The 26,080-nt window shown below is 62.6% G+C and carries 27 protein-coding genes; 18 read left to right on the top strand and 9 right to left on the bottom strand.

Annotation, left to right across the window (positions count from 1 at the left end; genetic code table 11):
* Positions 1-704 precede the first annotated feature (704 nt).
* The 3 genes from PQ627_RS03960 to PQ627_RS03950 form a co-directional block, all read right to left on the bottom strand.
* Positions 705-1,760 carry a CU044_5270 family protein gene (locus tag PQ627_RS03960; protein WP_274258585.1) on the bottom strand — a complete coding sequence of 352 codons (1,056 nt, stop codon included), beginning with the start codon at positions 1,758-1,760 and terminating at the stop codon, positions 705-707.
* Positions 1,753-2,322, bottom strand: a complete 570-nt coding sequence (locus PQ627_RS03955; protein WP_274258583.1) for an RNA polymerase sigma factor — start codon at positions 2,320-2,322, stop codon at positions 1,753-1,755. The genes PQ627_RS03960 and PQ627_RS03955 overlap by 8 nt, the downstream gene beginning before the upstream one ends.
* Positions 2,323-2,502: 180 nt before the next feature.
* Complete coding sequence (locus PQ627_RS03950; protein WP_274258581.1) at positions 2,503-3,051, bottom strand: CGNR zinc finger domain-containing protein; 549 nt, start codon at positions 3,049-3,051, stop codon at positions 2,503-2,505.
* A 71-nt stretch (positions 3,052-3,122) separates the two neighbouring features.
* Here PQ627_RS03950 and PQ627_RS03945 point away from each other — a divergent pair, with 71 nt between their 5' ends.
* Positions 3,123-4,148, top strand: coding sequence for an EamA family transporter (locus PQ627_RS03945; protein WP_144660446.1), 1,026 nt, complete (start codon positions 3,123-3,125; stop codon positions 4,146-4,148).
* Positions 4,149-4,215: 67 nt separating this feature from the next.
* Here PQ627_RS03945 and PQ627_RS03940 read toward each other — a convergent pair whose 3' ends face one another.
* Positions 4,216-4,479, bottom strand: a complete 264-nt coding sequence (locus PQ627_RS03940) for a WXG100 family type VII secretion target (protein WP_144660457.1) — start codon at positions 4,477-4,479, stop codon at positions 4,216-4,218.
* A gap of 158 nt (positions 4,480-4,637) precedes the next feature.
* Between PQ627_RS03940 and PQ627_RS03935 the strand changes: the two genes are divergently transcribed.
* Positions 4,638-4,910 (top strand): DUF2277 domain-containing protein, encoded by a 273-nt coding sequence (locus PQ627_RS03935; RefSeq protein ID WP_262276609.1) that lies wholly within the window; start codon positions 4,638-4,640, stop codon positions 4,908-4,910.
* A 21-nt stretch (positions 4,911-4,931) separates the two neighbouring features.
* Here PQ627_RS03935 and PQ627_RS03930 read toward each other — a convergent pair whose 3' ends face one another.
* The 3 genes from PQ627_RS03930 to PQ627_RS03920 are packed head-to-tail and all read right to left on the bottom strand — an operon-like array spanning position 4,932 to position 7,938.
* Positions 4,932-7,274 carry a heavy metal translocating P-type ATPase gene (locus tag PQ627_RS03930; protein WP_274258576.1) on the bottom strand — a complete coding sequence of 781 codons (2,343 nt, stop codon included), beginning with the start codon at positions 7,272-7,274 and terminating at the stop codon, positions 4,932-4,934.
* A gap of 9 nt (positions 7,275-7,283) precedes the next feature.
* A complete protein-coding gene (locus PQ627_RS03925) occupies positions 7,284-7,517 on the bottom strand; it encodes a heavy-metal-associated domain-containing protein (protein WP_260842389.1) in 234 nt (77 codons plus the stop codon).
* A gap of 55 nt (positions 7,518-7,572) precedes the next feature.
* Positions 7,573-7,938, bottom strand: coding sequence for a metal-sensitive transcriptional regulator (locus tag PQ627_RS03920; RefSeq protein ID WP_274258573.1), 366 nt, complete (start codon positions 7,936-7,938; stop codon positions 7,573-7,575).
* 223 nt (positions 7,939-8,161) lie between these two features.
* On the opposite strand from PQ627_RS03920, the gene PQ627_RS03915 reads away from it, so the two are divergent.
* From PQ627_RS03915 to PQ627_RS03860, 12 genes are all read left to right on the top strand, one after another.
* Positions 8,162-9,454, top strand: a complete 1,293-nt coding sequence (locus PQ627_RS03915) for an extracellular solute-binding protein (protein ID WP_274258571.1) — start codon at positions 8,162-8,164, stop codon at positions 9,452-9,454.
* Between the two features lie 34 nt (positions 9,455-9,488).
* Entirely contained in the window at positions 9,489-10,469 is a 981-nt protein-coding gene (locus PQ627_RS03910; RefSeq protein ID WP_144660472.1) for a carbohydrate ABC transporter permease, read from the top strand.
* Positions 10,466-11,374 (top strand): carbohydrate ABC transporter permease, encoded by a 909-nt coding sequence (locus tag PQ627_RS03905; RefSeq protein ID WP_274258568.1) that lies wholly within the window; start codon positions 10,466-10,468, stop codon positions 11,372-11,374. Before PQ627_RS03910 ends, PQ627_RS03905 begins: the two co-directional genes overlap by 4 nt.
* Positions 11,371-12,987, top strand: coding sequence for a beta-N-acetylhexosaminidase (locus PQ627_RS03900; protein WP_274258567.1), 1,617 nt, complete (start codon positions 11,371-11,373; stop codon positions 12,985-12,987). Before PQ627_RS03905 ends, PQ627_RS03900 begins: the two co-directional genes overlap by 4 nt.
* Positions 12,988-13,803 (top strand): IclR family transcriptional regulator, encoded by an 816-nt coding sequence (locus PQ627_RS03895; protein ID WP_274258565.1) that lies wholly within the window; start codon positions 12,988-12,990, stop codon positions 13,801-13,803.
* Positions 13,800-14,204 carry a rhodanese-like domain-containing protein gene (locus tag PQ627_RS03890; protein ID WP_274258563.1) on the top strand — a complete coding sequence of 135 codons (405 nt, stop codon included), beginning with the start codon at positions 13,800-13,802 and terminating at the stop codon, positions 14,202-14,204. Before PQ627_RS03895 ends, PQ627_RS03890 begins: the two co-directional genes overlap by 4 nt.
* A 15-nt stretch (positions 14,205-14,219) precedes the next feature.
* Entirely contained in the window at positions 14,220-14,870 is a 651-nt protein-coding gene (locus tag PQ627_RS03885) for an alpha/beta fold hydrolase (RefSeq protein ID WP_274258561.1), read from the top strand.
* Positions 14,871-14,928: 58 nt separating this feature from the next.
* Positions 14,929-15,939 carry a YdcF family protein gene (locus PQ627_RS03880; RefSeq protein ID WP_274258559.1) on the top strand — a complete coding sequence of 337 codons (1,011 nt, stop codon included), beginning with the start codon at positions 14,929-14,931 and terminating at the stop codon, positions 15,937-15,939.
* A gap of 18 nt (positions 15,940-15,957) precedes the next feature.
* Complete coding sequence (locus tag PQ627_RS03875; protein ID WP_274258557.1) at positions 15,958-16,494, top strand: GNAT family N-acetyltransferase; 537 nt, start codon at positions 15,958-15,960, stop codon at positions 16,492-16,494.
* A gap of 75 nt (positions 16,495-16,569) precedes the next feature.
* Entirely contained in the window at positions 16,570-17,505 is a 936-nt protein-coding gene (gene ppk2, locus PQ627_RS03870) for a polyphosphate kinase 2 (RefSeq protein ID WP_144660491.1), read from the top strand.
* 111 nt (positions 17,506-17,616) lie between these two features.
* Positions 17,617-18,147, top strand: coding sequence for an RNA polymerase sigma factor (locus PQ627_RS03865; protein ID WP_274258555.1), 531 nt, complete (start codon positions 17,617-17,619; stop codon positions 18,145-18,147).
* Entirely contained in the window at positions 18,137-18,850 is a 714-nt protein-coding gene (locus PQ627_RS03860; protein WP_274258553.1) for a hypothetical protein, read from the top strand. Before PQ627_RS03865 ends, PQ627_RS03860 begins: the two co-directional genes overlap by 11 nt.
* Positions 18,851-18,868: 18 nt before the next feature.
* Here the strand turns inward: PQ627_RS03860 and treS are convergent, their stop codons facing one another.
* Both treS and PQ627_RS03850 read right to left on the bottom strand, forming a co-directional pair.
* Positions 18,869-21,166, bottom strand: coding sequence for a maltose alpha-D-glucosyltransferase (gene treS / locus PQ627_RS03855; protein ID WP_274258550.1), 2,298 nt, complete (start codon positions 21,164-21,166; stop codon positions 18,869-18,871).
* Positions 21,167-21,339: 173 nt separating this feature from the next.
* Positions 21,340-22,140 (bottom strand): IclR family transcriptional regulator, encoded by an 801-nt coding sequence (locus tag PQ627_RS03850; RefSeq protein WP_274258548.1) that lies wholly within the window; start codon positions 22,138-22,140, stop codon positions 21,340-21,342.
* Between the two features lie 137 nt (positions 22,141-22,277).
* Here PQ627_RS03850 and PQ627_RS03845 point away from each other — a divergent pair, with 137 nt between their 5' ends.
* From PQ627_RS03845 to PQ627_RS03830, 4 genes are read left to right on the top strand one after another with little or no spacing between them, the layout of a single operon-like run.
* Positions 22,278-22,781, top strand: coding sequence for a tripartite tricarboxylate transporter TctB family protein (locus tag PQ627_RS03845; protein WP_274258546.1), 504 nt, complete (start codon positions 22,278-22,280; stop codon positions 22,779-22,781).
* Positions 22,782-22,783: 2 nt separating this feature from the next.
* Positions 22,784-24,286 carry a tripartite tricarboxylate transporter permease gene (locus tag PQ627_RS03840; protein WP_144660505.1) on the top strand — a complete coding sequence of 501 codons (1,503 nt, stop codon included), beginning with the start codon at positions 22,784-22,786 and terminating at the stop codon, positions 24,284-24,286.
* A gap of 46 nt (positions 24,287-24,332) precedes the next feature.
* Positions 24,333-25,334 (top strand): tripartite tricarboxylate transporter substrate binding protein, encoded by a 1,002-nt coding sequence (locus tag PQ627_RS03835; protein WP_262276588.1) that lies wholly within the window; start codon positions 24,333-24,335, stop codon positions 25,332-25,334.
* Positions 25,335-25,367: 33 nt separating this feature from the next.
* Complete coding sequence (locus tag PQ627_RS03830; protein WP_262276587.1) at positions 25,368-26,000, top strand: RraA family protein; 633 nt, start codon at positions 25,368-25,370, stop codon at positions 25,998-26,000.
* The last annotated feature ends 80 nt before the right edge of the window (positions 26,001-26,080 follow it).

Raw genomic sequence — 26,080 nt, 5'->3', positions numbered from 1 at the left:
GAAGAATCCAAACACGAGCCAGCCAGCAAAGAGCAATCCCATATCCGGGCTAAGTACGTCGTAAGGGACGCCGTCCACAACACCCGTCTCGCGATGTCTGCTGAAGCTTCCGGCGAGCACAAGTCCGTCCGTATCCGATGACGACGCCGGCCAAGCCGACTTCGCCATTGCTTGTCCACCACCGCCTTGGGGCTGGAATGAGCCGAATTGGAAGCCCAAAGAGCGCCGCTGCACAGACCGTAATCCAGGGAGCCAAGACGGTCATCACAGTGAAACCAATGAGGGTCAACACCCCGTCATAGGTGACTGTCAGAGAGAGATGGATGTAGATCCAGAGGGGCGTCATGACGATGAGCCCCACCGCCATTTGTATGGGCAGGGCTAGCCAAACCCAAGGCAGTTGGGGGCGTGCAAGGCCGCTCGAGGTCTGGGCTTGCACGGGGACATACTGCGTCAGTTGCGGCTCGTTGAAAGGGTTGGTCATTGTTACACGGTCCCATGGAGCCATGTCGGGCCAATCACTTGGCCGAACCCACCGCCATTTGGAATCGCTGGCGGGACGACCTTGTAGTTTTGAGCACCTGTGCTCGATTGTTCCCCCATGACGCCATTATGCCGCGTTACTCGCCCTCGCAAACGGCATCTGCACAACGTCCCGTATCGGAGTGGCAAGTCGCAGGCGCCCGGCCCTGAACCACACCCAGTTATGGCGCGGAGTCCACCACCGAAGTGCGTACCGAGGTCCAGCCGACGATCGTGCCGGCGGGGGCCTCTGGGTAGTCCCTAAGCAAAACGCTTTGTTCGCCAATGACCAATCCGGACTCCGGATCGATAACGATGTCGCTCCTTATGCCGCCGTCGGGCGATGGGATGCCGATCGCGGTGCCCGTCCTGCCGTCCACCATCGCCTGCCGGTCACTTAGCGTGACACCCGGTATGAGCGCCGCGGCTTTGTAGAGTGCGGCACGAAGCTCGGCGGGGACGGCGCCGGTTCGCAGGCCGTCCGCGATGGTTACGAAAGCTTCACTGTCAGGGCTTTTCCCCGCGCCTTTGGTCCGTTCGTAGATGAGGTCCAGTAAGGCTCGAGGGTCTTTGGGCAGGTTCCCTGCGTCTTTCAAGGGTGTACCGATGATGGCTGCCGGTTCGTTGCCGTAGAAGGCGCCGCCGGGTGCACGCACAATGCCAACGATCGGCGGCTGCCCTGTCGGCATGTTCTTCAGGCTTGCCGCCATGTCGGCGGCAAGGGCCTTGGCTTCGGGGGAGGCTGATTCGACGGGCACCCGCGGTTCGCGGTTCCAGACCCATTCTCCTTCCTGGTTGGAGGGAATGTAGACCTGGCCGCCGGTCGTTTCCTGCCAGTTGATTTGGCGCCCGTCGGAAGCTTGAGCCCCTCCGCCGGTAAGTTGTTTAGTTTCGACTTTCAGATACTGGCCAGGTCCCACCACGGGGTCCGACGTTCGGATGGTTGCGGCGGCTGCGTTGTTGAGGACTTCCGCTGCTTCGGCGGTGGCTCCAGGGGACCCTGGACGGACGACGTCGGCAATAACCATGGTGCCCGCGATCAGTGCCGCAGCTGCCGAGATGATGAGGATGCGTCGTCGGAACCGTGTCGGTGTACCGGGTGCTTCGGGCCGGAATGCCTCGACGTCCGGAGTATTTGCGATCCTGGTCATGAGTCTTTCGCGGCTGCGTGCCAGGGTTGCCGCAGGTGCGGTGCCGACGTCGCTACGCATTTCGCGGAGTAACTGCAGGTCATCCATGGGAGGTCTCCGTTTCACTGAGTTGTTCGAGTGTGAACTCGGTTCGAAGTATTTGCCGCGCACGGTTCAGACGGGACCGGACGGTTCCCACCGGTACGCTCATGGCCTGGGCGATGCCTTCGTACGTCAGATCCGCCCAGGCGTAGAGCAGCAGCGTTTCCCGGTCGATGGATGCCATGCTCTTAAGGGCCTGGGCGATGCGTCCGGCGGCAACCTGGGCATCGACCTCGGCGGCGATCCTGTCAGAGTCGTCCGCCATGGCCTCGCGACCTGCTGCTCTGGCGGCAGCTTTCAGAACGTTGGCTTCAGATCGATGATGCTGGCGGAGCAAGTTGTTGGCAATGCCGAACAACCACGGCCGGGCGTCATCCCGACTGAGGTCGTATTTGTCCAGCTGCTCCCAGGCGACCAAGAAGGTTTCCGACGTGACGTCGTCGGCCGCGAAGTCACCGGCACGGCGAGCCGCGTACCTATAGATGGCCGAGGCGTACCTGTCGAACAGCACCCCGAAAAGCGAGGGGCTGTCCCTGGACCGGCTGATGATGTCGCTGTCTGTGCTCACACTATGTATTGACCGCTGGCCGGAAAAGAGTTCACGGCGGTCCCTTCTCCCTGCTGCCTGAGACCCGAAGAGTGCCTGGAAACAGGTTTCGGGAGACCCTGGGCTGCCCGAGGGTTGTCCGTAAGCTTCAGAACGCCTCCAAGGTGAGGTTCGCAACGCGATGGGTGGGCGCTGCCCGGCTTACTCGCCTTCGGCCGCCTTCCTCGCACGGTACGCCGCGACGTGGGTTCGGTTGGCGCAGTTGCCGGTGTCGCAGTACAGCTTTGAGCGGTTGCGGCTGAGGTCCAGGACCACGGCGTCACAGTCATCCGCGGCACATACGCGCATCCGTTCCATCTCTTTGCTGCGGATCACATCGATGATCGCCATCGCCGCTTCGGTGCCCATGCGGTCTGCCAGCGGCGCTTCAGGGGTGGTGGCGTGAAGGTGCCAATCCCAATGGTCGTGTTTGACCAGCTGTGGGAGTGCTTTCGCGTCGGTGAGCAGCTTGTTGACGGACTTGGCTGCGGTGTCTTCGTCTGAGCTCCAGAGCGTTGCGAGCTGGCCACGGAGACGCTTGATGCTGTTCAGCTCTTCCGAAGAATTGATACGTGAACCGGTGAACTCCTCAGCGGCCAGAAAGGCGTTGAGGTCTTCCAGGGAGGTCAGCAGTTCCTGCCCATTGGCAGCCGTGTTGATCAGGTTGACCACGCTGCGGAGGGCAACCACGGTGTCAGGCGCAAAAAGCACTTTGACTCCTTACATGTTCCGGGAGTACTGTCATGACCATAAGCCCACTTTACTCCTGACAGGAGGCTGCTGTGTCAGCTCCAATGACGAAGGCTGATGCAAAGAATTTCCTGGCATCAGGACTCGGCATCGCACTCTTTTCTTCAGCCGTGTTCGGCACCTCAGGCTCCTTCGCCAAATCAATGCTGGAAACCGGCTGGTCACCCGGCGCCGCAGTCACCGTGCGCCTCACCGGTGCCGCGCTGATCCTGGCGATTCCCGCCGTCGTCGTTCTTCGCGGACGCTGGCACCAGCTCAAGGAAAACTGGCTCACCATCCTGCTTTTCGGCCTCATCGGAGTCGCCGGCTGCCAGCTCTTCTATTTCAACGCCGTAGCCCGTTTGTCCGTCGGCGTCGCGCTGCTGCTGGAGTACCTGGCCCCGGTGATGATCGTCCTGTGGCTCTGGATCTCCACCCGCCGGAAGCCGCGTGCGCTGACCGCTGCCGGTGCGTTGCTTTCGCTCGGCGGCCTGGTGCTGGTGCTCGACCTGACCGGTGCCGTGAAGGTGGACTTTGTAGGGGTCCTGTGGGGTATGGCGGCTGCCGTGTGCCTGGTGATCTACTTCTTCATCACAGCCAAGGAGAACGACACCCTTCCTCCGCTGGTGCTGGCCTCGGGTGGCCTCCTGGTGGGTGCCCTGGTGATGTGGCTCGTGGGCGGATTGGGCTTGCTTCCCATGACGTTCAGTACCGCGGACACAACGCTGGGTCCGTGGACCGTGCCGTGGTGGGTGTCCGCCGTCGGCCTGATCATCCTGGCAACTGTCCTGGCGTACGTTTCCGGAATCATGGCGGCGCGGAGCCTGGGCTCCAAGGTGGCTTCGTTCGTCTCGTTGACGGAGGTGCTGTTCGCTGTGATCTGGGCGTGGCTGTTGCTGGGCGAACTTCCCGGTCCGATCCAGCTCCTTGGCGGTCTCCTGATCGTGGGCGGCGTTGTCCTTGTCCGGGTGGATGAACTGCGCGGAGACCGACGGGCCGCTGCCGCGGGCGCCCGGGCTTTGGATCATCCGAACGACGTCGAACCTGTCCCGTCGGGGCCGGTCGCCGAAGGTCGATGATCCAAGATTTCGAAAAGAACGCAAAAATGCCCGGACGCTTGTGCGTCCGGGCATTTTCCCAACTGTCCTAGTTGGAGGCCTGCTGCTGCTGCTCAGCGTTCTTCTGGGCACGGTCGCCAGCCTGACGAAGGGCGTCGGCAACCTTCTTCAGGTTGGAAGTGTGCTCGCCGTCCCACTCGCTGCGGAACTTGTCAGCGTCCGGGCCCTTCCAGTCAGTGCCGTCAAGAGCGCCCTTGAGCTGCGAACGCTGCTGCTCGATCTGCTCAGCACCTGCCTTCAGCTTGTTACCGAGCTGACGAAGCTGATCAACATCTGCACCCCAAATAGCCATGAGATTCTCCTTCATTTGTTCGGACCCGAGCTCTTCGGCATCCCCAGCGGCCTCCGGCTCATCCGGAAGATCCAATAGCTAAAACCTATCCCGTGAATCGCAAACGCGTCGATGGGCACCCCTCCCCATGCAGCACTGCCCATGGTTAGCATGGGGCTATGTGCCGGAATATCAGGACTTTGCATAACTTCGAACCGCATGCCACCAGCGAGGAAGTGGAGGCCGCAGCCCTCCAATATGTGCGCAAGATCAGCGGATCCACCAAGCCGTCAAAGGCCAACGAAGAAGCTTTTGCCGAGGCTGTCCACGAGATCGCGCACATTACGCAGCATCTCTTGGACTCATTGGTAAGCCACGGTCCCGCCAAGAACCGTGAAGAGGAAGCAGCCAAGGCGAAGGCCCGGGCCGCAGTCCGCTTCGGAACCGCCTGACCCGGGCCTCGTTCCAGCGCGCTACTTGCCGAACGAGCGCAGCCTCAGCGAATTGGCCACAACCAGGACTGAGCTGGCCGCCATTGCCGCGCCCGCGATCATCGGATTCAGCAGCCCAAGGGCAGCAACCGGAATGCCGATCGCGTTGTAGAAGAACGCCCAGAACAGGTTGGTCTTGATGGTGGAGAGCGTCTTCCTGGACAGTTCGATCGCCTGCACCAACTGACCCAGATCACTGCCCATCACGGTCAGGTCCGAGGCCTCGATAGCAACGTCCGTGCCGGAACCCATTGCGATTCCCAGGTCCGACTGGGCCAGGGCCGCGGCGTCGTTGACGCCGTCGCCGGCCATGGCGACCGTGGAACCCGATTCCTGGAGCTTCCGAACGGCGTCCACCTTGCCTTCCGGCAATACCCCGGCGAACACATCTTCCGGCGCAATTCTGACGGCGGCAGCCACCTGGGCGGCCACTGCGGCGTTGTCTCCGGTCAGGAGGATGGGACGGATCCCGAGGTCCTTCAGTTTTGCGATCGCCGCCGCGGAGCCGGGTTTGATGGTGTCCCGGAGGCTCACAATGCCCGCCGGTTCGCCATCGACAGCCACCCAGATAGCGGTGGCACCCCCATTCTCCTGGGCAGCGAGGACATCGCGGTGTTCGGTTTCGAGGGAGATGCCGTTTTCCTCCAACCACCCCGAACGGCCCACAACGACGGTCTTCGTGCTGCCGTCCAGCGCTACGCTGCCCCGAACTCCGCCGCCTGGCGCGGAACTGAAGCTTCCAACGGCAGGCAGTGTTCCGGCGTCGTGCGCTGCTTCTTTGGCCGCCGCCGCAATGGCGTGGGCGATCGGGTGTTCCGATGCCGACTCGACGGCCCCGGCGAAGGTCAGGATGGCAGCGGGGGAGTGCCCGTTGAGGGCGACCGTGTGGTCCACGGCCAGCTTGCCACTGGTCACCGTGCCCGTCTTATCCAGCAGGATGGTGTCCACGTGCCGGGTGTCTTCCAGCACCTGCGGGCCCTTGATGAGGATACCCAGCTGGGCACCACGGCCCGTTCCGGTCAGCAAGCCAACCGGGGTAGCCAGGCCCAACGCGCAGGGGCAAGCGATCACCAGGACCGCAACGGCAGCTGTGAAGGCAGCGTTGAGGTCCCCGGAGAAGAACAGCCAAAGAAGGAAAGTGACCACGGCGATGACCAGCACGATGGGAACGAAGACCGAACTGATCCGGTCCGCGAGCCGGGCGATGGGTGCTTTGCCGGTCTGGGCTTCGCTGACCAGTCGTCCCATCTGGGCGAGAGTCGTGTCGGAACCGACGCGCGTGGCCCGTACCAGCAATCGCCCGGAGGTGTTGATGGTGGCACCCGTTACTGTGCTGCCCGGTCCAACTTCGACAGGGACGGATTCTCCGGTCACCAGGGATGCGTCCACGGCTGATGCGCCATCGAGCACCACCCCATCGGTGGCGACCTTCTCACCGGGACGAACAACGAACACATCGTCCACCAGGAGCTGGTCTGCGGGGATCTTCTTCTCCACGCCATCCACCAGGATTGTTGCATCCTTGGCGCCCAGATTGAGCAGGGCTTTGAGGGCGTTGCCTGCCTTGGCTTTGGCATTCGCTTCAAGATAGCGTCCCAGCAGCAGGAAGGTGGTAACCACGGCTGCGACTTCGAAGTACAGGCCGCCGCCCGCCATGCTTTCCATGCCGGGGTGCTCTGTCATGCGTGGATCCGCGAACAACTGCCAGGCCGAGTACGCGTAGGCCGCGATGACGCCGATGGAAACCAGGGTGTCCATGGTGGAGGCGAAATGCCGGGCGTTGATGGCAGCGGCCCGGTGGAACGGCCAGGCGGCCCAGCTCACTACCGGAAGTGCCAGTACGCCGACAACCCAGCCCCAGTGGGGGAACTGGAGGGCCGGGATCATGGAGATTGCGAAAACGGGAACAGTCAGCACGGCGGCCAGGATCAACCGGGGCCGCAGCGTGGAAGCCGAAGGACCATGATCCATGTGGTTTTCGTGGCCGGCGTGTTCATCGTGTTCCTGGCGAGCCGGCCCGACCTCGTGATGCCCATGCCCATGCCCGTGGTCATCGACTGCAGGCCGGGAGTGGCGTGCAGGGGCTTGCCTCAGCGTTGCCTTGTATCCCGTTGCGTTCACGGTGTCCACGATTTGCTGGTCTGTAACGTTTGCGGGGACCGTGACGTGCGCCGATTCGAGCGGCAGGTTAACGCTTGCCTCGACCCCTTCGAGTTTGCCCAGTTTCCGTTCCACTCGATTGACGCATGAGGCGCAGGTCATGCCCTCAATGTCCAGCTCGATCACCCTTTGTGCGGGTTGGTTGAAGGTCTCCTGGTTACTCAAGAGAACCCCCTAGGCTTCGTTGGCTACCACCACGTAGCCGGCTTCTGCTACGGCCTCGCCAATTTCCGACGGTGAGAGCTCCTGGGTGGATGTGATGGTGACGGTGGACAAACCGCCGGGGTTGAGGTCCACTGCGACGTCCTTGACGCCGCTGAGCGCTTCAAGTTCTTCGCTCACGCTGGAGACACAGTGGCCGCAGGTCATGCCGGATACGTTGACGTTGGTCTGGATGGTCTGGCTCATGGAGTGCTCCTTGGTGGTGAGTTGGATGGTGTGGTGGGTGGTGGCTGAGTTACCGCTACCGCAGCAGGCGCCCGATGGCATCGGTGGCCTCCTTGACTTTGGCGTCGATGTGTTCGGCGCGTGTTTCGGGATCGGGCTCGGAGGCAGCACCCACGACGCAATGGCCAATATGCTCCTCAACGAGTCCCAGGCTGACGGCGTGGAGAGCCTTGGTGGCTGCCGCGACTTGCGTGAGGATATCGATGCAGTATTTGTCTTCCTCCACCATGCGGGCAATGCCGCGAACCTGCCCTTCAATGCGTTTGAGCCGTTTGAGGTACGCGTCCTTGTTGCTGGTGTACCCATGGGATGCAGAGGGCTCCAGGTCCACCTCGATGACTGGTGCATCCTGATGGCTCATGCTCAGGTCTGGCGTGTTCATGGCCCCAAGTTATACCCCAAGGGGGTATGGAGTCAAGTACCCCCAGGGGGTATCCACAGCATGACTTGGTATAGACCAAAACAGCAAGAAATCGGATTCTTGTTTTGCAATGCAAACCTTTGGGCAAATGTGCTTCCGCCCACACCTCCGCGTTCATAGTGTTTGGTCACATAGCCGCGGAGGGGGAATCCCGCGGAATCCAACTTTTCTCCATGGAGGACACTTGAAACTCGCACGCTCCGCCGCGGCAATTGCCATCGCAGCGCTCGCCTTGACCGCTTGCGCTCCACCAACCTCGAACAACGCAGCCGCCAGCTCTGACGAGCAGACGGGAACTGTCCGCGTATGGCTTTTCTCCGAGGTCAACCAGGACCCCAAGTCCGCAGTGGTCAAGGAAGCTGTTACTGAATTCGAGGCGGCACACAGTGGTGCCAAGATCGATGTCCAGTACATCCCGGTAGACAGCCGGGCAGAACGGTTCAAGGCAGCGTTCAACGATCCTTCCAGCGCGCCGGATGTGGCCGAGTTCGGCAACACGGACCTTGCGAGCTACGTAGCATCGGGCGGTCTGGCCGATGTTACCGGGGACATCAAGTCCTGGGATGAAGCCAAGGACCTGGACCAGAAGATCCTTGCCACCACTGAAATCGACGGCAAGAACTACGGTGTGCCGTGGTTCGTAGGAGTTCGCGCCCTCTACTACCGCACTGATCTCCTGCAGCAGCTCGGGCTTGAGGTCCCCAAGACCTTGGACGAGGTGGAGACAGTTGCGCGCGCTGTCCGCGCAGCCAACCCGGACATGCTGGGCATCTCCGTCGGCGGTGCTGCACAGTTCTCCGCCATGCCGTATCTGTGGGCCAACGGCGGGGAAATCGCCACAAAGGAAGGCGACAAGTTCGTTTCCGGCCTCGACTCCACCCAGTCCCGTGAAGGCGTGGCAGCCTACGCCCGTCTCCTCAAGGACGATATTTGCCCCGCCCAGACCTGCGCGGAATTCGGTGGAAACGCCAGTGTCCAGCAGTTCATCGCAGGCAAGTCGGCCATGACCATCGGCGGCGACTTCAACTACAAGGCCGTTGCTGCCAGTGCCATCAAGGACAAGTTCGCGGTCGTCCCGGTTCCGGGCAAGACTGCAGGTTCCATTGCGCCCGCATTCGCCGGAGGCAACAACCTGGGCGTCTTCAACAGCAGCGAACGCCGTACCCTCGCAGCGGACTTCGTGAAGCTGCTGGCCAGCAAGAAGTACCAGCAGAAGATGTTCGACTCCATGGGCAACCTCCCCACATTCAGTGATGTCCAGAAGTCGGTGGCGGAAAACAACAAGCAGGTTGAGCCCTTCATCAATACGTTGGGCGCCGGCACCAAGTTCGTCCCGGTCACCGAAAACTGGTCCACCATCGATGCCCAAGGCGTCTTCACGGGCATGTACCAGAAGGTGGTCACGGGCAAGGCCGATGTGAACGCAGCAACCAGCGAGGCCGCTGCCGCCATGAACGCTGCGTTCGGGTCCAAGTAATGCGCTGCACCCCATCACGCACCGAAGGCGCATCATGACAGCCCTCACCCCGGTTTTGCCTGAAGCGCCGCAGGGCGGCACCCCACGCAAAGGCACGACGACGGCGGCACGCGCCTCCCGCCGTCGGGGGCGTCTGGAGCCTTGGCTCTATCTGGCACCGGCCTTCATTGTCCTGATTGCCTTGCTCGGCTACCCGATCTTCCAGCTGATCAACGTCTCCCTGTACGACTACCGCCAGGCCCAGGTCAGTGGGAAAGCACCCCTGAAATTCGTGGGATTGGAGAACTACCAGAAGCTCTTCGCCGATCCGCAGTTCTGGACCGTCCTAGGCAATACCGTGGTCTTCGCCACCGCCTGTGTGGTCTTCACGTTGCTGGTGGGCAGTTCTCTTGCAGTGCTGGCCACCAGGCTCCGACCCTGGGTCCGATCGGTGTTGTTTGTGGTTTCGCTGGGCGCCTGGGCCACGCCTGCGGTCACGGGCAGTGCCGTGTGGTTGTTCCTGTTCGAACCCACCTTGGGACTGGTTAACAAGACGCTGGTCGCCATCGGATTGACGCAGTTCCAGGGCTACTCCTGGACCTACGACAAATGGTCGGCCTTCGGGCTGGTAGCCAGCGAAGTGGTGTGGTGCTCGTTCCCGTTCGTCCTGGTCACGGTCTACGCGGGCATCCAGGCGATCCCGACAGAGGTCATCGAAGCCGCAAGGATCGACGGCGCATCCATGCCCCGCATCGCCCGCAGCATCATGTTGCCGATGCTCCGCCCAATCGTGATCGTAGTGACCATCCAGTCGATCATCTGGAACTTCAAGATCTTTTCGCAGATCTACATCATGACCAACGGTGGCGGCATCGCGGGCCAGAACCTGGTCCTCAATGTGTACGGCTACCAGCAGGCCTTCGCCGCGAGCCTGTACGGGCTGGGTTCGGCCCTTGGGGTCATCATGACTGCTTTGCTGATGGTCATTACCCTCGTTTACCTCCGCATCCTCAAGCGAACAGGAGAAGCCCTGTGACCGCCGTCGACGTTTCACCGCTTGCGCCGCAAGCAGCGGCAGAGAACCAGCAGAAGTTCCGCAAGAACGGCAAGCGCCGTTTCGGCGCCGACGTCGCGGCGATCGTCATCGCGCTGATTGTGGCCTTCCCGCTGTTCTGGATGGTGCTTTCCGCGCTGAAGCCCAAAACCGCTCTCGACGCCGGTGACGCGGCCCCGTTCACGCTGGAACCGTCGCTGGACTCGTTCGGGCGCGTCCTTGGGGTCAACAATTTTGGTCAATACTTCCTCAACAGCGTGATTGTGGCGTTGGCGGTTGTGGTGCTGTCCACGATCCTGGCGTTCCTCGCGGCTGTGGCGCTGACCCGGTACAACTTCAAGATGCGGACCAAGCTGCTGATCATCATCCTGGTCTCGCAGATGGTGCCTGTTGAAGCCCTGACGATCCCGTTGTTCTTTCTGCTCCGCAACGCGGGCGAAGCCATTCCGCTGGTCGGCCTGAACCAGCTGGGTTCGCTGGTGCTGGTCCATGTGGGCTTCAGCATTCCGTTTGCCATCTGGATGCTGCGCGGCTTCGTGGCGGCCGTGCCGGTTGAGGTGGAGGAAGCGGCACGCCTTGATGGTGCCGGCAGCTTCCGCTTTGTCCGTTCCATCCTGTTTCCGTTGGTGGCACCGGGCGTGGTGGCGTGTTCGGTTTTCTCGTTCATCTCCACATGGAACGACTTCCTGTTCGCCAAGACCTTCATCATTTCCGCCCAGGAGAACCAGACGCTGCCCATGGCACTGCTGACGTTCTTCAAGCCCGACCAAAACGATTGGGGAGCCATCATGGCCGGCTCGGTCATCATGACCATTCCTGTGTTGATCTTCTTCGTCTCCGTCCAGCGCAAGCTTGTGTCCGGTCTGGCCGGGGCGGTGAAGGGATGAGCCCGCTTCACCAGTTGATCCCGGCGCCCTGGTCCTTCTCGGCCGGGCACGGCGAGTTGACGCTCGACGCCGGTACTACTTTGGGTGCCGACCCTGAACTGAGCGGTCCCCGCCGTTGGTTGGCCCGTTCTTTGGGGGCGGCGACGGGCTGGGATCTGATTGCCGCAGCCAGCGACGACGCGCACATCCGCTTCCTGCTGGACCCGGACCTCGACTCCGAGGCGTACCGCTTGAAGGTGAGTGACGCCGTCGTAATTTCTGCCGGTGGACCTGCCGGCGCGTTCTACGCTGCGCAGACGCTGTTGCAGTTGCTTGGACCGAAGGCTTTCCGGCAGTCAGCGGTCGGTTCGGCGTGGTCGGTTCCGCGGGTTTCTGTGGAGGACAAGCCGCGGTTCGGCTATCGCGGGACGATGCTGGACGTCGCGCGACACTTCATGCCCAAGGACAACCTGTTGCGGTTCATCGAGGTGATGGCGATGCACAAGCTCAATGTCCTCCACCTGCACCTGACGGACGATCAGGGGTGGCGGATCCAGATCAACCGCTACCCCAAGCTGACTGAAATCGGGGCGTGGCGGTGCGAATCATCGCTTGGTTCCTGGCGTGCCGGTGTCTTCGACGGTCGACCGCACGGTGGCTTCTACACGCAGGACGACCTCCGCGAGATCGTGGCGTTCGCCGCTGAGCGGCACATCACCGTCATCCCGGAGATCGACGTCCCCGGCCACAGCCAGGCCGCAATCGCAGCGTACCCGGAGCTGGGCGAGGGCCCAGCCGACGGCGCGGAACCTGTGGAGGTGTGGACGCGCTGGGGTATCAATGACACGGTCCTTTCGGTCTCGGAAACCTCCCTGGAGTTCTATCGAAATGTCCTGGACGAAGTCGTGGAGATCTTCCCCTCCCCGTGGATAAGCCTGGGCGGCGACGAAGTTCCGCTCTCCCAATGGCAGTCCAGTGCTGCCGCTCGCGCGAAGGCGGAGTCGCTTGGCCTGGACGATGTCTCGGGCCTGCACAGCTGGTTCGTCGGGCAGCTGGCGGAGCACCTTCAGCGGCACGGCCGCGCCACCTCCGTATGGGACGAAATCGGCGACGGCGGACTTCCGGACGGCGCGCTCGTGGCGTCCTGGCGTGGGTACGAGGGTGGCATTGATGCGCTCCGCAAGGGGTACGACGTTGTGATGTGCCCCGAACACAAGCTCTACCTCGACCACCGGCAAGCCGATGGCGACGACGAGCCGGTACCCGTCGGGTTCGTGACCACCCTGCAGGCCGTCTACGAGTTCGATCCGCTGCCTGGCCTCTCCGCAGAGGGGTTGCCGGGACGTTTGCTCGGCGCCCAGGCGAACATCTGGACCGAGCACCTCGACTCGCCCCGCCGGGTGCACTATGCGGCCTTCCCGCGCCTCAGCGCCATCTCGGAAGTGTTCTGGTCCAACCCCGAGGACCGGGACTACGATGGGTTCCTGACCCGGCTCACAGGTGCACATCTTGCACGGCTCGAGGCCATGGGCGTGGAATACCGGCCGCTGTCCGGTCCCGCTCCGTGGCAGCAGCGGCCGGGCGTCGAGGGTTGGAAACGTGATTACGATGCCGAGCAGCTCGTGAGGAACTGAGTGACTACTGAAGGCAAGGACGCCCGCAATTCTTCGGCGTCACTTCGCAAAGCACTGGCTCTGTTGACGGTGGTGGCCGAGGAACCTGGCAATGGTGATGGGCTGGCGCTCGTAGAGCTCACCCGGCTCTCCGGATTGAACAAGAGCACCTTGTTGCGCCTGGCTGCGCCATTGCTCGAAGAGAACCTGCTGGAGCGTGACCACGAGACCGGAAAGTTCCGCCTTGGACACGGCTGCCTGAGGTTGGGGCAGTCCTACCTGGATCGTGTGGACCTGCGCAGCGTTGCAAACGGTGAGCTCCGGAGCCTCATGCGTGCTACGGAGAGCACCTGCCACCTGGTGGTGCTTTCCGGGCAGGACGTCGTCTATCTGGACAAGGTGGAAGACGAGGCCACGGTGCGCATGGCGTCGCGTGTTGGCGCCACCATGCCCGCTTATTGCACGGCGGTGGGCAAGGCCATGTTGGCGTTCAGCCCGGAGGAAGTGGTGGGACCGATCCTGGCCGGCAACTTGGTGCCGCTCACTGACAAGACCATCACTGATCCGGCACTGTTGCGCGCCGACTTTGAAGCCATACGACGGCGGGGTTACTCCATCGACGATCGGGAGAACGAGCCGGAAGTGCGCTGCGTTGCGGCGCCCATCTTCGGGCATGACGATCACGTGGTGGCTGCGCTTTCGGTATCTTCGCTGTCTTCCCGGATGACCGCCAAGCGGGTTCGGGAAGTGGGGCCGATGGCGGCGGAGACCAGCCTCCGGATTTCCGCCAAGCTCGGTTCGCGCCGGGCGTCTGCGAAGCTGGCGAAACTCGCATGAGCATGAGCGCTGCAGAGTTCTTCCGCGCCAAGCTCCAATGCGAGATCGACGTCATGGAGGTGGCTGAGTCCGAACCGGGTTCCTTGATGGTCGTGGATACCCGACGGCGATCGTCGTGGGAGCACGGGCATATTCCTGATGCCGTACATATCCCCACCTCCAGCATTCCGGAGCTCGCTCCCGGGCTGGTCCCGGCTGGATCGCAGGTAGTGGTGTACTCCTGGGGTCCGGGCTGCAATGGGAGTACTTTCGCTGCGCTCGCCTTCGCGGAACTCGGCTACGCGGTCAAGGAAATGATCGGTGGCATCGAGTATTGGATCCGGAACGGGTTGCCGGTGGAAACTTCCGCGGGCGTGGTCCAGAGTGCGCCGGATCCGCTGGTGACAGCGCACAAGGCCTGATGTGAAGGGGGCGGCGTGGCAGTTTTCGTACTGATTCACGGGGGCGGTTCCACGGCGTGGGATTGGCATCTGGTCAGCCCGCTTCTTGAAGCCTCCGGGCATCACGTGGTGGCCGTCGATCTGCCCATCGAAGATCCCGGGGCCGGACTTGAGGACTACACCCGTGCAGTGACGAAAGCAGTTGGCGATGCCAGAAACACCATCGTGGTAGGGCACTCGCTGGGCGGTTTCACCGCGCCCTTGGTTTGCGAGGCACTCCACTCGGATGGGTTGGTGTATCTCTCGGCGATGATTCCCCTGCCTGGCGAGACTTTCGGGGACTGGTGGACCAACACGGGGCATGACCGGGAAACCATTCCCGAAGAGCCATACTTCAACCTGGTCCCTGATGATTTGGCCCGCCACGCTTTGGAAAAGGAGCGAGACCAACAGGGTGCCTGGATGGCAGCGCCGTGGCCGGGACAGCGTCCGGACGTGCCGACTTTGGGGATTCTGTGCCTCGACGATCTGTTCTTCCCGCCGTCGTTCATGAGGCGCCAAATCCGCGACCGGCTGGGCGCCGAACCGGTTGAGATCCCGGGCGGTCACTATGTTCCGTTGAGCCACCCCGAGGCTGTAGCCGGAGCCTTGAACGACTTCGCCGGGCAGGTTGCAGAGGGCCGGTAGTTCCTCAGGGGCGACAGCTCTGCCACCGCCGCCCGGCCACACCGAATAGGCTTGAACCATGCTGAACCTGGTCCTTGGCCTTATCTTTGCGGGGTTTTTCCTGGCCTCCTACCAGTCGGATCGGCGACGGCTCCGCAACGGCGTCTTCCTTTTGGTCGCGGCCTGGTTCCTGCTGCAGGCGCTCCTGGACTTCCTGATTGACCTGAACCCATGGTTCGAGTGGCTGAACCTCGTTGTTGTCGTTGTTCCCGTGGTGAGCATCTTCGTCTTCGCCGCCTTCCTCATCGCGAACGGCGTCACGATGGTCCGACGCGAAGGCCCCGGAATCACCAGCTTCCTGCCGATCGCCGTGGGGTTGACCGTGTTCCTGGCCCCCGTGGTCGCCTTCCTTTTCGTGCTGAGCGGGCAACCCATCCTGGCCGGCATCGCTGCCTTGGCCTTCTTCCTCTGCGCTTACCTGGGATGCGCTTTCGTCGTCTTCCTGGGCTACGCGCTGGTGTATTCCAGGATGCGCCATAGCTTGAACCCTGCCGCCGTCGTCGTCTTGGGGTCGGGCCTGATCGACGGCGACGTGCCGCCGTTGCTCGCCGCTCGCTTGAATAAGGCCTTGGAAATTTACGACGGCGTCGCCCCGGTCAGGCCCGTTTTGGTACCTTCCGGGGGTCAAGGCCCGGACGAACCCAGGCCCGAGTCCACTGCGATGAAGGAGTATTTGGTGGCGAAGGGAGCAGCGGCTGCAGATGTCTTGGAGGAGAACAAAGCCACCACCACCCGCGAGAACCTGGCCTATTCCGTGGCGCTGCTGGCAGAGAAAGGAATCCAGGGTCCGTTGCTTGTGTGCACCAACAACTACCACGTCCTCCGAGCCGCGCTCCTGTCGCGCAGGCAGAAGATCAGTGCTGAAGTGGTCGGTGCTCCAACGGCAAGGTACTTTGTCCCTAGCGCATTCCTTCGCGAATTCGTCGCCGTGATGCGGGACAATTGTCGGACCAATGTTGTCCTCTGCCTGCCGATGTTCGGTATTGCCCTGCTCATCACGGTTGCCCTGATGAACTCGCCGGTGGTGTAGTCCGGCTAGGCTCGGTGCATGTTTACCCTCGTTGCTCCCGATGTTTCTTTCCACGAGTCGTTCCTTGAGTCGCACGCTGAGTGGGAAGGCGCCCACCAGGATGGCGCAGGAGTTTTCATGGCCGGGAACGTCACCACAGCTGAAGGGTTCGCTGCCTGGGTCCGGCAGCTGAGGGATGCGGAGCATGTGGAAGAGGACCAGGGCATCGTGCCTTGCACCTACCTCTGGATCACCGAGGGGCCGCGCTACGTGGGTGCCATCGCGTTTCGTCACCACCTCACTCCAGCGCTGCTGAATTCGGGGGGCCACATCGGTTACGGAGTACGGCCCTCGGATCGTGGCCGCGGCGCTGCATCGTGGGCTCTGCAGGAACTGTGTTCACAATTGGAGGGCCGGGAAGAACCGGACCGTGTTCTACTGACCTGCGATGACGCGAACGTGGCCTCGGCCCGGACCATCGAGCGTGCGGGCGGTGTGCTCGAAGATAAGCGAACGGACGAGAAGGGACGCCTCTTTCGCCGCTACTGGATCGATGTTCCGGCCTCCCGGAGCTAAGGGCCGGCTTGTTCACCCTCCCGTCACCAAGCGTTGTTAGCGTTCTGCGAGAACATCGCTGAGCAGGAGGACCGCATGACGGAGGCAAATCCCCTGTCCACATCGCTGGACAACTGGTGGGTCAGGGACAACCTGCGCGAGACCATCGACCACTTGGTTGAACTTGGCTACACCATCAGCGGAGGCCAAGGGGAAGACCCTGAACTCATCGATCCCGGTGGATCGGCCGTGGAGACCTGGAGCGACGGATACCCCTACGAAGAGCGGATGACCCGTGACGAGTATGAGATCGAGAAGTACCGCCTCCAGATTGAGTTGTTGAAGTTCCAGTACTGGGGCCAGGATCTGGGCCTGAAGCACGTCATCGTGTTCGAGGGCAGGGACGCCGCGGGCAAGGGCGGAACCATCAAACGCTTCACGGAACATCTGGATCCGCGCTCGGCCCGGACCGTTGCGCTGGCCAAGCCCTCCGACCGCGAGCAGGGCCAGTGGTATTTCCAGCGCTATATCCAGCACCTTCCCACTGCCGGCGAGATCGTGATGTTCGACCGCTCCTGGTACAACCGGGCCAACGTGGAACGCGTGATGGGTTTCTGCACCGAGGAGGAATACGACACCTTCATGGGTCAAGCGCCGGTGTTCGAAAAAATGCTGGTGGACGCCGGAATCCACGTGACCAAATTCTGGTTCTCGGTGACCCGTCAGGAGCAACGTACCCGCTTCGCAATCCGGCAGATCGACCCCGTTCGGCGCTGGAAACTCTCACCCATGGACCTGGCCTCGCTGGATCGTTGGGACGAGTACACCGAAGCAAAAGAACAGACGTTCCTGCATACGGATTCAGACCACGCTCCGTGGATCACCATCAAGTCCAACGACAAGAAGCGCGGCCGCATCAACGCCATGCGTTTCTTCCTCAACCAGTTCGACTACGCCGACAAGGACACCACGGTGGTTTACGACGCCGATCCGCTGATCGTCCGCCGCGGCCGCGACGCCGTAGGCGACTAACGCCAAAGCACGACGGCGGCCGGCCGCCTTGCGCAGGCGGCGAGTGTCGACGTCGTGCGCTTTTCCTGAAAGTTCCGTTACATTTCTCTGACTGCCGGACATTAACCGGGTATGAGCGTGAAGACGGAGCGAGGGGATCGCGTGGACCAAGCGAGGGAGCAGCGTTTCCTGGCGTCCCACGCGGCCGGTCACGACAAGATCTACCGCTACTTTCGGCGTCGCACCGAGGGAGCAACCGAGGCCGAGGACCTGTGTGCCGAGGTTTTCCGGATCGCCTGGGAAAAGTCCCGGGACCACGAACTATCCGTGCTGCTGCTGTTTGGCATAGCCCGGAATGTCCTCCGAAACCACAACCGCACCCACCTTCGGTCCCTCAACCTCGCGCAGGAGCTTCAGCGGCAGAGGACCTCAACACCGGATTCCGGTGAGGGGGCCGTGCAGGAAGCGCTGGACAAGCTCAGGCCGCAGGACCGGGAAGTCCTCCTTCTGACGTATTGGGATGGCTTGTCATCAGCCGAAGTGGCGGAGCTGCTCCACGTCACTGCCACGGCAGTCCGGATGCGCCTGCACAGGGCCCGCAAGGAACTCGGCCAACTGCTTGCGGCGGACAACATTGTGGAAGGTGTCGGCAATGAGCACTAAGAAATCATTGGACCTGCAACGCCTGGCTGCAGCCGATCCCGCCGCCGCGGTTACGGAAGAGGAACTGGCCCGAAGCCGGGAAAAGAGCCTCGCCATCATGTCCACCGACGCGGTGCAACTGGCTGTCGGTGGATCCGTTGAGCAATTCCACAAGCGGCCACAGCAGCGACGTTGGCGACTGGCAGCGGGGTTTGGGTTGGCGGCTGCAGCAGTTACGGCTGGTGTTGTCGTGGCTTCCTCCCTGCCGTCGCCACCCGCTGAGCAGGCCCGACCGGCCGCTACGCAGTCCGCTGCCGCACCGGAGACGGATTCGTCCGGGGCTCCACGACTACCCGAAATCGTTGGCGCCAAAGCGGCAACGGGGGCTGCCGAAATCGTCGTCGGCGGCAACGGCAACAAGGCGGCTGTCTCCACGGATGAAGGCGTCAACATCTTCATGCAGGCCCTCAACAAGGGCAAGCTTGGCCTGAACAGCGGAGGGTGCTTTGCCGGCATCTTCCCGGACGGGCACTCCGGCGGCCTGATCTTCCCGCACGGCACCAAGGTGACCGGATCCGGGGTGGTCTTGCCGGACGGAACGTCGATCAGCATTGGCCAGCAATTCTCCTTCGGCGGAGGACTTTCCCCGGAGGGCACAGACGTGGGCGAGTGCTCTCCCGACGGTTCGCCGTTTCTGGTCCAGAGCTGGGGTCCGCTGTCCTAAAAGCGGAGCGTCAGGGCTCTACTCGGTGGCCTCGTCCTCCGAAACCGGGTCCTTCAACAGCAGCGCCGTGCCCTGGAAGGGGCCGAGCTCCAGGAAGAAGCTGCCAAGATCGTCCACTTGGCCCACGTCCTCGCCGCTGAACAGATCCTGGACTGTCGCGCCCGGTACCAGGTAGGCGGACTGGATGCTGCCGGCGATGTCCTGGTCGGAGAAGTTCAGGACCGTCACTTGCACAGCTCCGTCTGCGAGCTGGTTGACCAACACCAGCAGGCCGCGGTTGGACACGTCCGGGACATCCAGCAGGGTGCTGGTGGCGATCCCGGACTCTTCCCGGACCGTAAGGATCTTTTGGAGGCGGCGGGCGTAGGAGTTCTCGTCCTTGAGCTGCTCCGGCAAGGCGCCGTAGAGGCTGCGGGCCCGGGGCATGCCGGCCAAGGAGGTCTTTGCATCAGGGCTGGTGCCCATGAGGTCGTGGGCTCCGCGGTTGATCCAACGGGTATCGCCTTGGGAAGTCAGCTCGCCGACGGTCGCCCGGTCCAGGGCGGTGACTCCGGTGAGGTCCCAACCCGAAAGTGCAAAGACGCCCGGCTGCAGCGCGTTGTACATGGACAGGAGGACATGGGCGTCCAACACCTGGGCTTCCTGCTCGGGCGTCATGGCGTTCGGGTCCTTGATACCCAGCGCAGCCATGAGGAAGCTGACGGTGGTGCAGGCGATGCCGTTGGTGGTGAAGACGGCGTTGTAGGGGCCGTTTTCACCAGTGAGCCGTTCGCGCATGGTGTCCTGGACCTTTTCGGCCACTTCGGCGCCGGTGAGTTCCTCCCCGCCCAGTTCGAAGATGTCGTCCCGGTGGCCGGCTGCGAAGTGCAGGAGTTCGTAGGTCAGCTCATCGTGGTTTTGGAGCGCGTGGACCAAGGACGCCTGGTCTACCCCGATCTCCATGGCGAGCTTCAGGGTCAGGCGCAGGAACTCGGTATCACCGGTCACCAAGGCGTAGTGGTAAGCGGGCCTGGTAACAAAGTCGTAGGAAAGGTCCGCGCCCGACTCCGATTGTGCCTTGATGTCGTCAATGGTGAGGTTGAGTTCCTGGAAAGAGAACCCACCCACCTTGCGGATCATGGACCCAATCAGCTGGTTGGCTGCCTCGGACAACGGGTGGCCCTCGGACCAGCCCGGTTCTTCCTCGGCGCTCTTTTCGACGCCAAGGAAGCCATTGGCGTCCAGCCTCAGCGCTCCCGTGCCCAGATCCAGCAGGGAGTGCAGGGCATCGCCGACCACCAGGCGCATGCCGGCGAAAGTGGGGTCAAGCCAGTTGATGGACGGCTGGCCTGCCTTGAAGTAGTGGAGATACACCCAGCGGCGCGCCTTGCCGGTGGTGTCGATGATCGCCTTGGTGGCGCTCCAGTTGGTTTCCTTGACACCGGGCTCGTAGAAGATCACACGTTGCAGCCGGCCGATGATGTAGCCCGCCTGTTGAAGGGCCCGTTCTGCCTCCGGGCTGATGTTGACCGAGTCCTCGTTCTCGGGGACGTCCGGCAACAAATGCCAGTCTTCCTCCGGGATGTCCACCATGTGGTAAATCCCGGGGTAGTCCCGGAAGTTCATTTCGGCCAACCTGAAGTCGGCGCCCTTGCCGGTGTGGCCGGGAACAATGTCGTCGATGATCGTGCCACCGTGCTCCACGGCGACCTCGCACATCTGGCGGAACTCTTCCTCGGTACCGAAAGCGGGGTCGATCGCCATGCTGATGCGGTCAAAATGCCCGTCGACGCTGGGGGTTTGCGACCATCCACGGATACCGCCGGCGAGCTTCACCGGCCCAGTGTGAAGCCCGCGGATGCCAATCTGGCTGAACGCGTCCCACAGCTCCGGATCGCCAAGTGCCGACAGGAACGACTGCCCGCCCTTGGTGATGAAGGACAGGGGATAGGCGGTGAACCAGACTGGTGCGCGTTCCACGGCGGCCCGGGGATTGGGCCTGGCATACGAGTTCTGCCACATGCTGGCTTGGCCCGAAAGCTGCCGCGCCATGGTGTTGGCGTCGCCGAGCATGGACTGGTTTCTCAGCCAGTCGACATACGTCTTGTTGAGGCCGTCGAATTCCAGCGAGGGACGCGCGGCAAAAAATTGACGACGGCGGGCGATCGGCCGGAGCGCTTTGGGGCGGGCAGGGTAGAACTGCTCGTCAAACGTGATCTCAGGTGACTCTGTGGCCGTTTCCTCGGTTTCCTGGGGTTCATCCTGCGTTTCCACCTGTGTTTCGGCTGGACCAGCGCTGACTTCTGCCGCGCTCTCGTTGACTACAGGCTCCCGCACAGCATTCTCCTTTACGTGGCCGCCGCATCAGCGCCGACCGTCCGAGGGGTCATTCAACAGGTCACGTACCCGGGAGTACCCGGCGTAATCATGCTAAGCATCCTTGGCAGCTGTTTGTCGACCTCAAGGAGAAGTGAGTCATGCGTTCTCAGGCTTCATTGCCCGCCAGCCTGCTAGTAGACAGAGCCTTCCAACACCTCTGACAGACGCCCTGCCGCCCGCCTGAGCTCCGGCACCGCGGCACGCAACGCCGGTTCCGTGGCCGACTCCACGGGGCTTGTCAGGGCAATGGACTCACTGGGCCGGCCACTCCGATGCGGAACGGCAATGGCTATGGAAAGGACGCCGGTGGCACGTTCGTCTTCGGAGTAGGCGTAGTCGCTGCCTTCTTCCGGCAACCGCCTGCGGAGTTCTTCAATGGTGAAGGTGTCCTTCTCGTGGCCCGCGCCGATTGCAGCTGCCGTCGCTTGCTCCAGTTCAGTCTCCGAGGCTGATGCCAGAAGGATCTTCCCTGCAGCGCCCACCGTCAGCGGGAGGCGTTTACCCAGGGGAAGGTCGTAGCGAAGCGGTGATTCGCCGTCGACGCGGGCTACAAGGATGCGTTCGAAGCCGAGCCGGGTGTACAGCGAGGCTGTAAGTCCAGTTTGCGAGGCAACCTGCTGGAGGATCGGTCGTGCAGCGACCACCAAGGGATCGTTTTCCAGATAGCTGCGGGCCGCGGGAAGGACTGCCGGGCCAACGCGGTACGACTTGTCGGTCTGGCTCACCATGCCGAAATCCTGAAGGACGCGCAGTATGCGCAGCGTGGTGGGAAGGCTCATGCCGCAGTTCCTGGCGAGATCGCTTAGTCGCTGGGGACGTTCGGCCCGCTGCAGCTCGGCGAAAACCTCCATGGCCCTGGAGAGGGAACGCATGTTGGCGGCCTTGGGGCTGTCCTCGGATGCTGTGGCTGAGTGCGTGGAGCTCAGGGTCATCCTTCCATTCTATGTAAGTTGCTTGCGCTTGACAGGCCATGTGTCTCCTGTCACTATTTCTCCATACGCAATACTCTTTCATTCTGTGAAATCTAGATCCGCAGAATGTAAGCAACACCAATCGCAAGAAGGAAACCATGACAACGGAGTCACTTATTGCCGAGCCCCGGCTCAAGGGGCGCATAGCGAAGTCGGTGCTCACGGGTATCGGCGCTTTCGTCGTAGTGGGCGTCTACGTACTCGTCAGCTCCATTGAGCTGGGCCTCTGGACAACCCTCGGCCCCGGGCCGGGAATGTTCCCCTTCGCCATGGGCGTCCTGCTGGTGGCCATGTCTGTCCTGTGGCTCCTCCAGGAGCTCCGGAGCCCCAGCGAAACGCCGGAGGGTGTGGACGGGCGTCTGGTGATCGCCGTCGTCGTAAGCCTTGCGGTCCTTGCCGCAGTGCTCGACCTGCTTGGATTCCAGCTGAGCATGTTCCTCTTCCTGCTCTACCACCTGAAGATTCGCGGACGCCGAGGCTGGGTTTCCTCACTGATCATTGCGGTGGCCGGCAGTTTCGGAGCGTTCTATGCCTTCAACTACGGACTTAACGTCTCCCTGCCGACGGCGGGCATTCCCCTTTTGAACTCGATCGGACTCTAGCCGTGGATACACTCAACGAACTCATGGGCGGCTTCGCTGCCGCCATGACGTGGCAGAACCTGATTTTTGCCTTCCTCGGATGCCTCCTGGGCACCATCATTGGCGTGCTGCCCGGAATCGGGCCGGTGGCCGGCGTCGCCCTCCTCATCCCGCTGACCATGAACCTGGACGCGACCGGCGCCATCATCATGCTCTGTGCCATCTTCTATGGGACGGCGTACGGCGGAACCATCACCAGCGTCCTGCTGAACACTCCCGGGGAAGCGGCCTCGGCGATCACCACGATCGACGGTTATGCGATGACCAAGATCGGCAAGGCCGGAGCGGCACTGACCATCGCCGCCGTCGGGTCCTTCGTGGGCGGAACCATAGCCACGCTGGGCCTCGTGGCCGCAGCCAAGCCACTGGGCGAGATGGGCCTGCTGGTCGGGCCGCCGGAGTTCTTCGCCCTCATGGTGGTGGGAATCTCGCTGCTCGTGGCGCTCGCCGGAAAGTCCATGGTCAAAGCGCTGATCTCCGGTGCCCTGGGCCTGCTGATCTCCATGATCGGCATCGACCCCGTGGCAGGCGCACCCCGCTTCACCTTCGGCTCGGACAACCTCTTGGACGGCGTCAGTTTCGTAGCCGTGATCGTCGGTGTCTTCGGCCTGTCCGAGATCCTTTCCTACCGCAAGGACACCAGCACGTCGGTGGTGCACGCTCCGGGGCTGCGCTCCTTGCTCCCGAACCGGACCGAGTGGCGCCGCAGCACACCATCGATGGCACGCGGAACCGGCATCGGATTCGGGCTGGGACTGATCCCGGGCATGACCGGCTCGGTGTCCTCCTTGCTGGCCTACGGTGCGGAAAAGAAGTTCTCCAAGTACCGCAACGAACTGGGCAAGGGTGCCATTGAGGGTGTCGCTGGCCCTGAGACCGCCAACAACGCCCACGCCAACGCGGCACTGATTCCCCTCTTTACCCTGGGTATCCCCGCTTCGCCGACCATCGCAGTTCTGATGGGCGCCTTCCTCCAGCAGGGACTGACTCCGGGGCCGACCCTCTTCACCGAGCACTCCGAGATCGCCTGGGCCATCATCGCCAGCCTCTTCATCGGCAACCTGTTGCTGCTGCTCCTGAACGTTCCGTTGGTAGGCCTGTGGACCTCGATCCTCCGGGTGCCTGCACCGATCCTGACCGCACTGATCCTGCTCTTCATGGTGATCGGCGCCTACACGATCAACTTCAACGTCTTCGATGTCTTTGTAATGATCGCCTTCGGCTTGCTCGGCCTTGCCCTGCGGCATCTCGACATCCCCCTGGCCCCCATGGTCCTGACGCTTGTCCTGGGTCCCCTTATGGAGCGCTCGCTGCGTGAGTCGCTGGAGATCTCCCAGGGCGACTTTGGAATCTTCCTCAACCGTCCCATCTCGGTGGTGCTCATCGGCATCGGGTTGCTGATCGTCCTGAGCCCGCTCCTGAAGCTGCGCAAGCCGAAGGCGCTTACCGAGGACCCGGAAACCTAAACCGCAACCACTCACCCCCCAACCCATACTTCAAAGGAGAAGAACCATGCCCCGTACGCGCATGATCGCAGCTTTCGCTGCCGTAACCCTGATGGCCCTCACGGGCTGTGGTGCCAACGCCGGTGCCGCGAACAACACAGCAGACGATTTCCCCAAGAAGGGAAAGTCGATCGACCTGATCGTTTCCTTCTCCTCCGGTGGAGCCGTGGACACTGCGGCCCGACTGGTCCAACCGATCCTTGAAAAGGAACTTGGTACCAACGTCGAGGTCATCAACAAGCCTGGTGCCGGTGGCCAGATCGGCTACACGCAGCTGACCAGTGCCAAGCCGGACGGCTACACCATCGGCGCCACCGGTTCCCCGTCCGTGGTTGTTTCCCCGTTGGACCCGGCCCGTGGTGCCAAGTACACCCGGGAAAGCTTCCAGCCGCTGGGCCGCCAGGTGATCGACCCCACCGTGATCGCGGTCCAGCCGGACAGCCCCTACAAAACGCTCAAGGAACTCCTTGACGCCGCGAAGGCAAAGCCCAAGTCCATGACGGCCAGCACTACGGGCCTGCAGACCGGCGAGCACTTCGCGCTCGCGCAGATGCAGGAAACCACGGGAGCCGAGTTCGCCCCCGTGCACTTCTCCGAGGGTGCGTCCCAGGCAACCACTGCCTTCCTGGGCAGGCACGTGGACATCCTGGTGGCCAACGTCAGCGATGTGACCGACCTGTCGAAGCAGGGCAAGGCCCGGGTGCTCGGCGTCATGACCGCGGAACGCGCTCCGTCCCTGCCGGACGTCCCCACGTTCAAGGAATCCGGCTACGAGATTGAAGCAGGCACGGTCCGTGGCTACTCCGCACCGGCAGGCCTGCCCGACGCCGTCGCCAAGAAGATCGAAGCAGCCCTGCAGAAGGCGATCGAGGATCCCACTGTGGTCCAAAAGATGAAGGACCTGGGCCTCGAGACGAGCTACCTGAACGGCGCGGACTACAAGCAGTTCTGGGCCTCCCAGGAAGACGGCTTCAAGAAGGTCCTGCCGATGGTCCAGAAGAAGGACTAGCCGGTTCCCGGCACCATTTAGAAAGAAGACACCATGTCCACTCCCGTCCTCGAAGACCTCGATACGAACTTCCCCCGCCCCGACCAGGACGTTCTTGGCCGCCTCGCGAAATTGCCTGCAGCCAACATCGGCGATGCCATGGACCGCCTGGGGGTCGCCGACTCGGCCATCCAGGCAATCTGGTCCGGCGCACGCCTGGCCGGACCGGCCTTCACCGTCTGGACCCGACCCGGAGACAACCAAGGCATCCACCGGGCCCTCCAGCTGGCCCAAGCCGGCGACGTCATTGTGGTTGCCGGTGGAGGAGATGAATCCAGGGCCCTTCTTGGCGAACTGATCGGCGAGCGGGCCATTAACCTGGGGATCGCAGGCTTTGCCATCGACGGCGCTGCAAGGGACGCCGAGGCCTTGGGCGAGATCGGGATGCCCGTCTTCGCCCGAGCCGTCACGCCGGCCGGCCCCTACAAGAACGGTCCTTCGAGACTTGGCACCCCTGTCTCCTTCGGCGGCGTTCCCGTGTTGCCCGGAGACATCATCATCGGCGACTCCGACGGCGTGGTGGTCATTCCCCGCGAGCAGGCAGCCGCCGTCGCCGATGCTGCCGAAGCCGTCTTCGCCGACGAAAGCAACCGCCGCGCCGCGATCATCGGTACCCGCCAAAAATAAGGCACCGCACCACGGCTTGACCTGCCTGGCCGAACCTCCCGGCCCGGCAGGTCCCTGTCGCCGTGCCCGCTGAAGCTCCA

Origin of the sequence: Paenarthrobacter sp. AB444, assembly GCF_028736865.1 — a bacterium.
In the GTDB taxonomy this organism is placed as follows: domain Bacteria; phylum Actinomycetota; class Actinomycetes; order Actinomycetales; family Micrococcaceae; genus Arthrobacter; species Arthrobacter nicotinovorans_B.
This window is presented reverse-complemented; position numbering and strand designations above follow the sequence as displayed.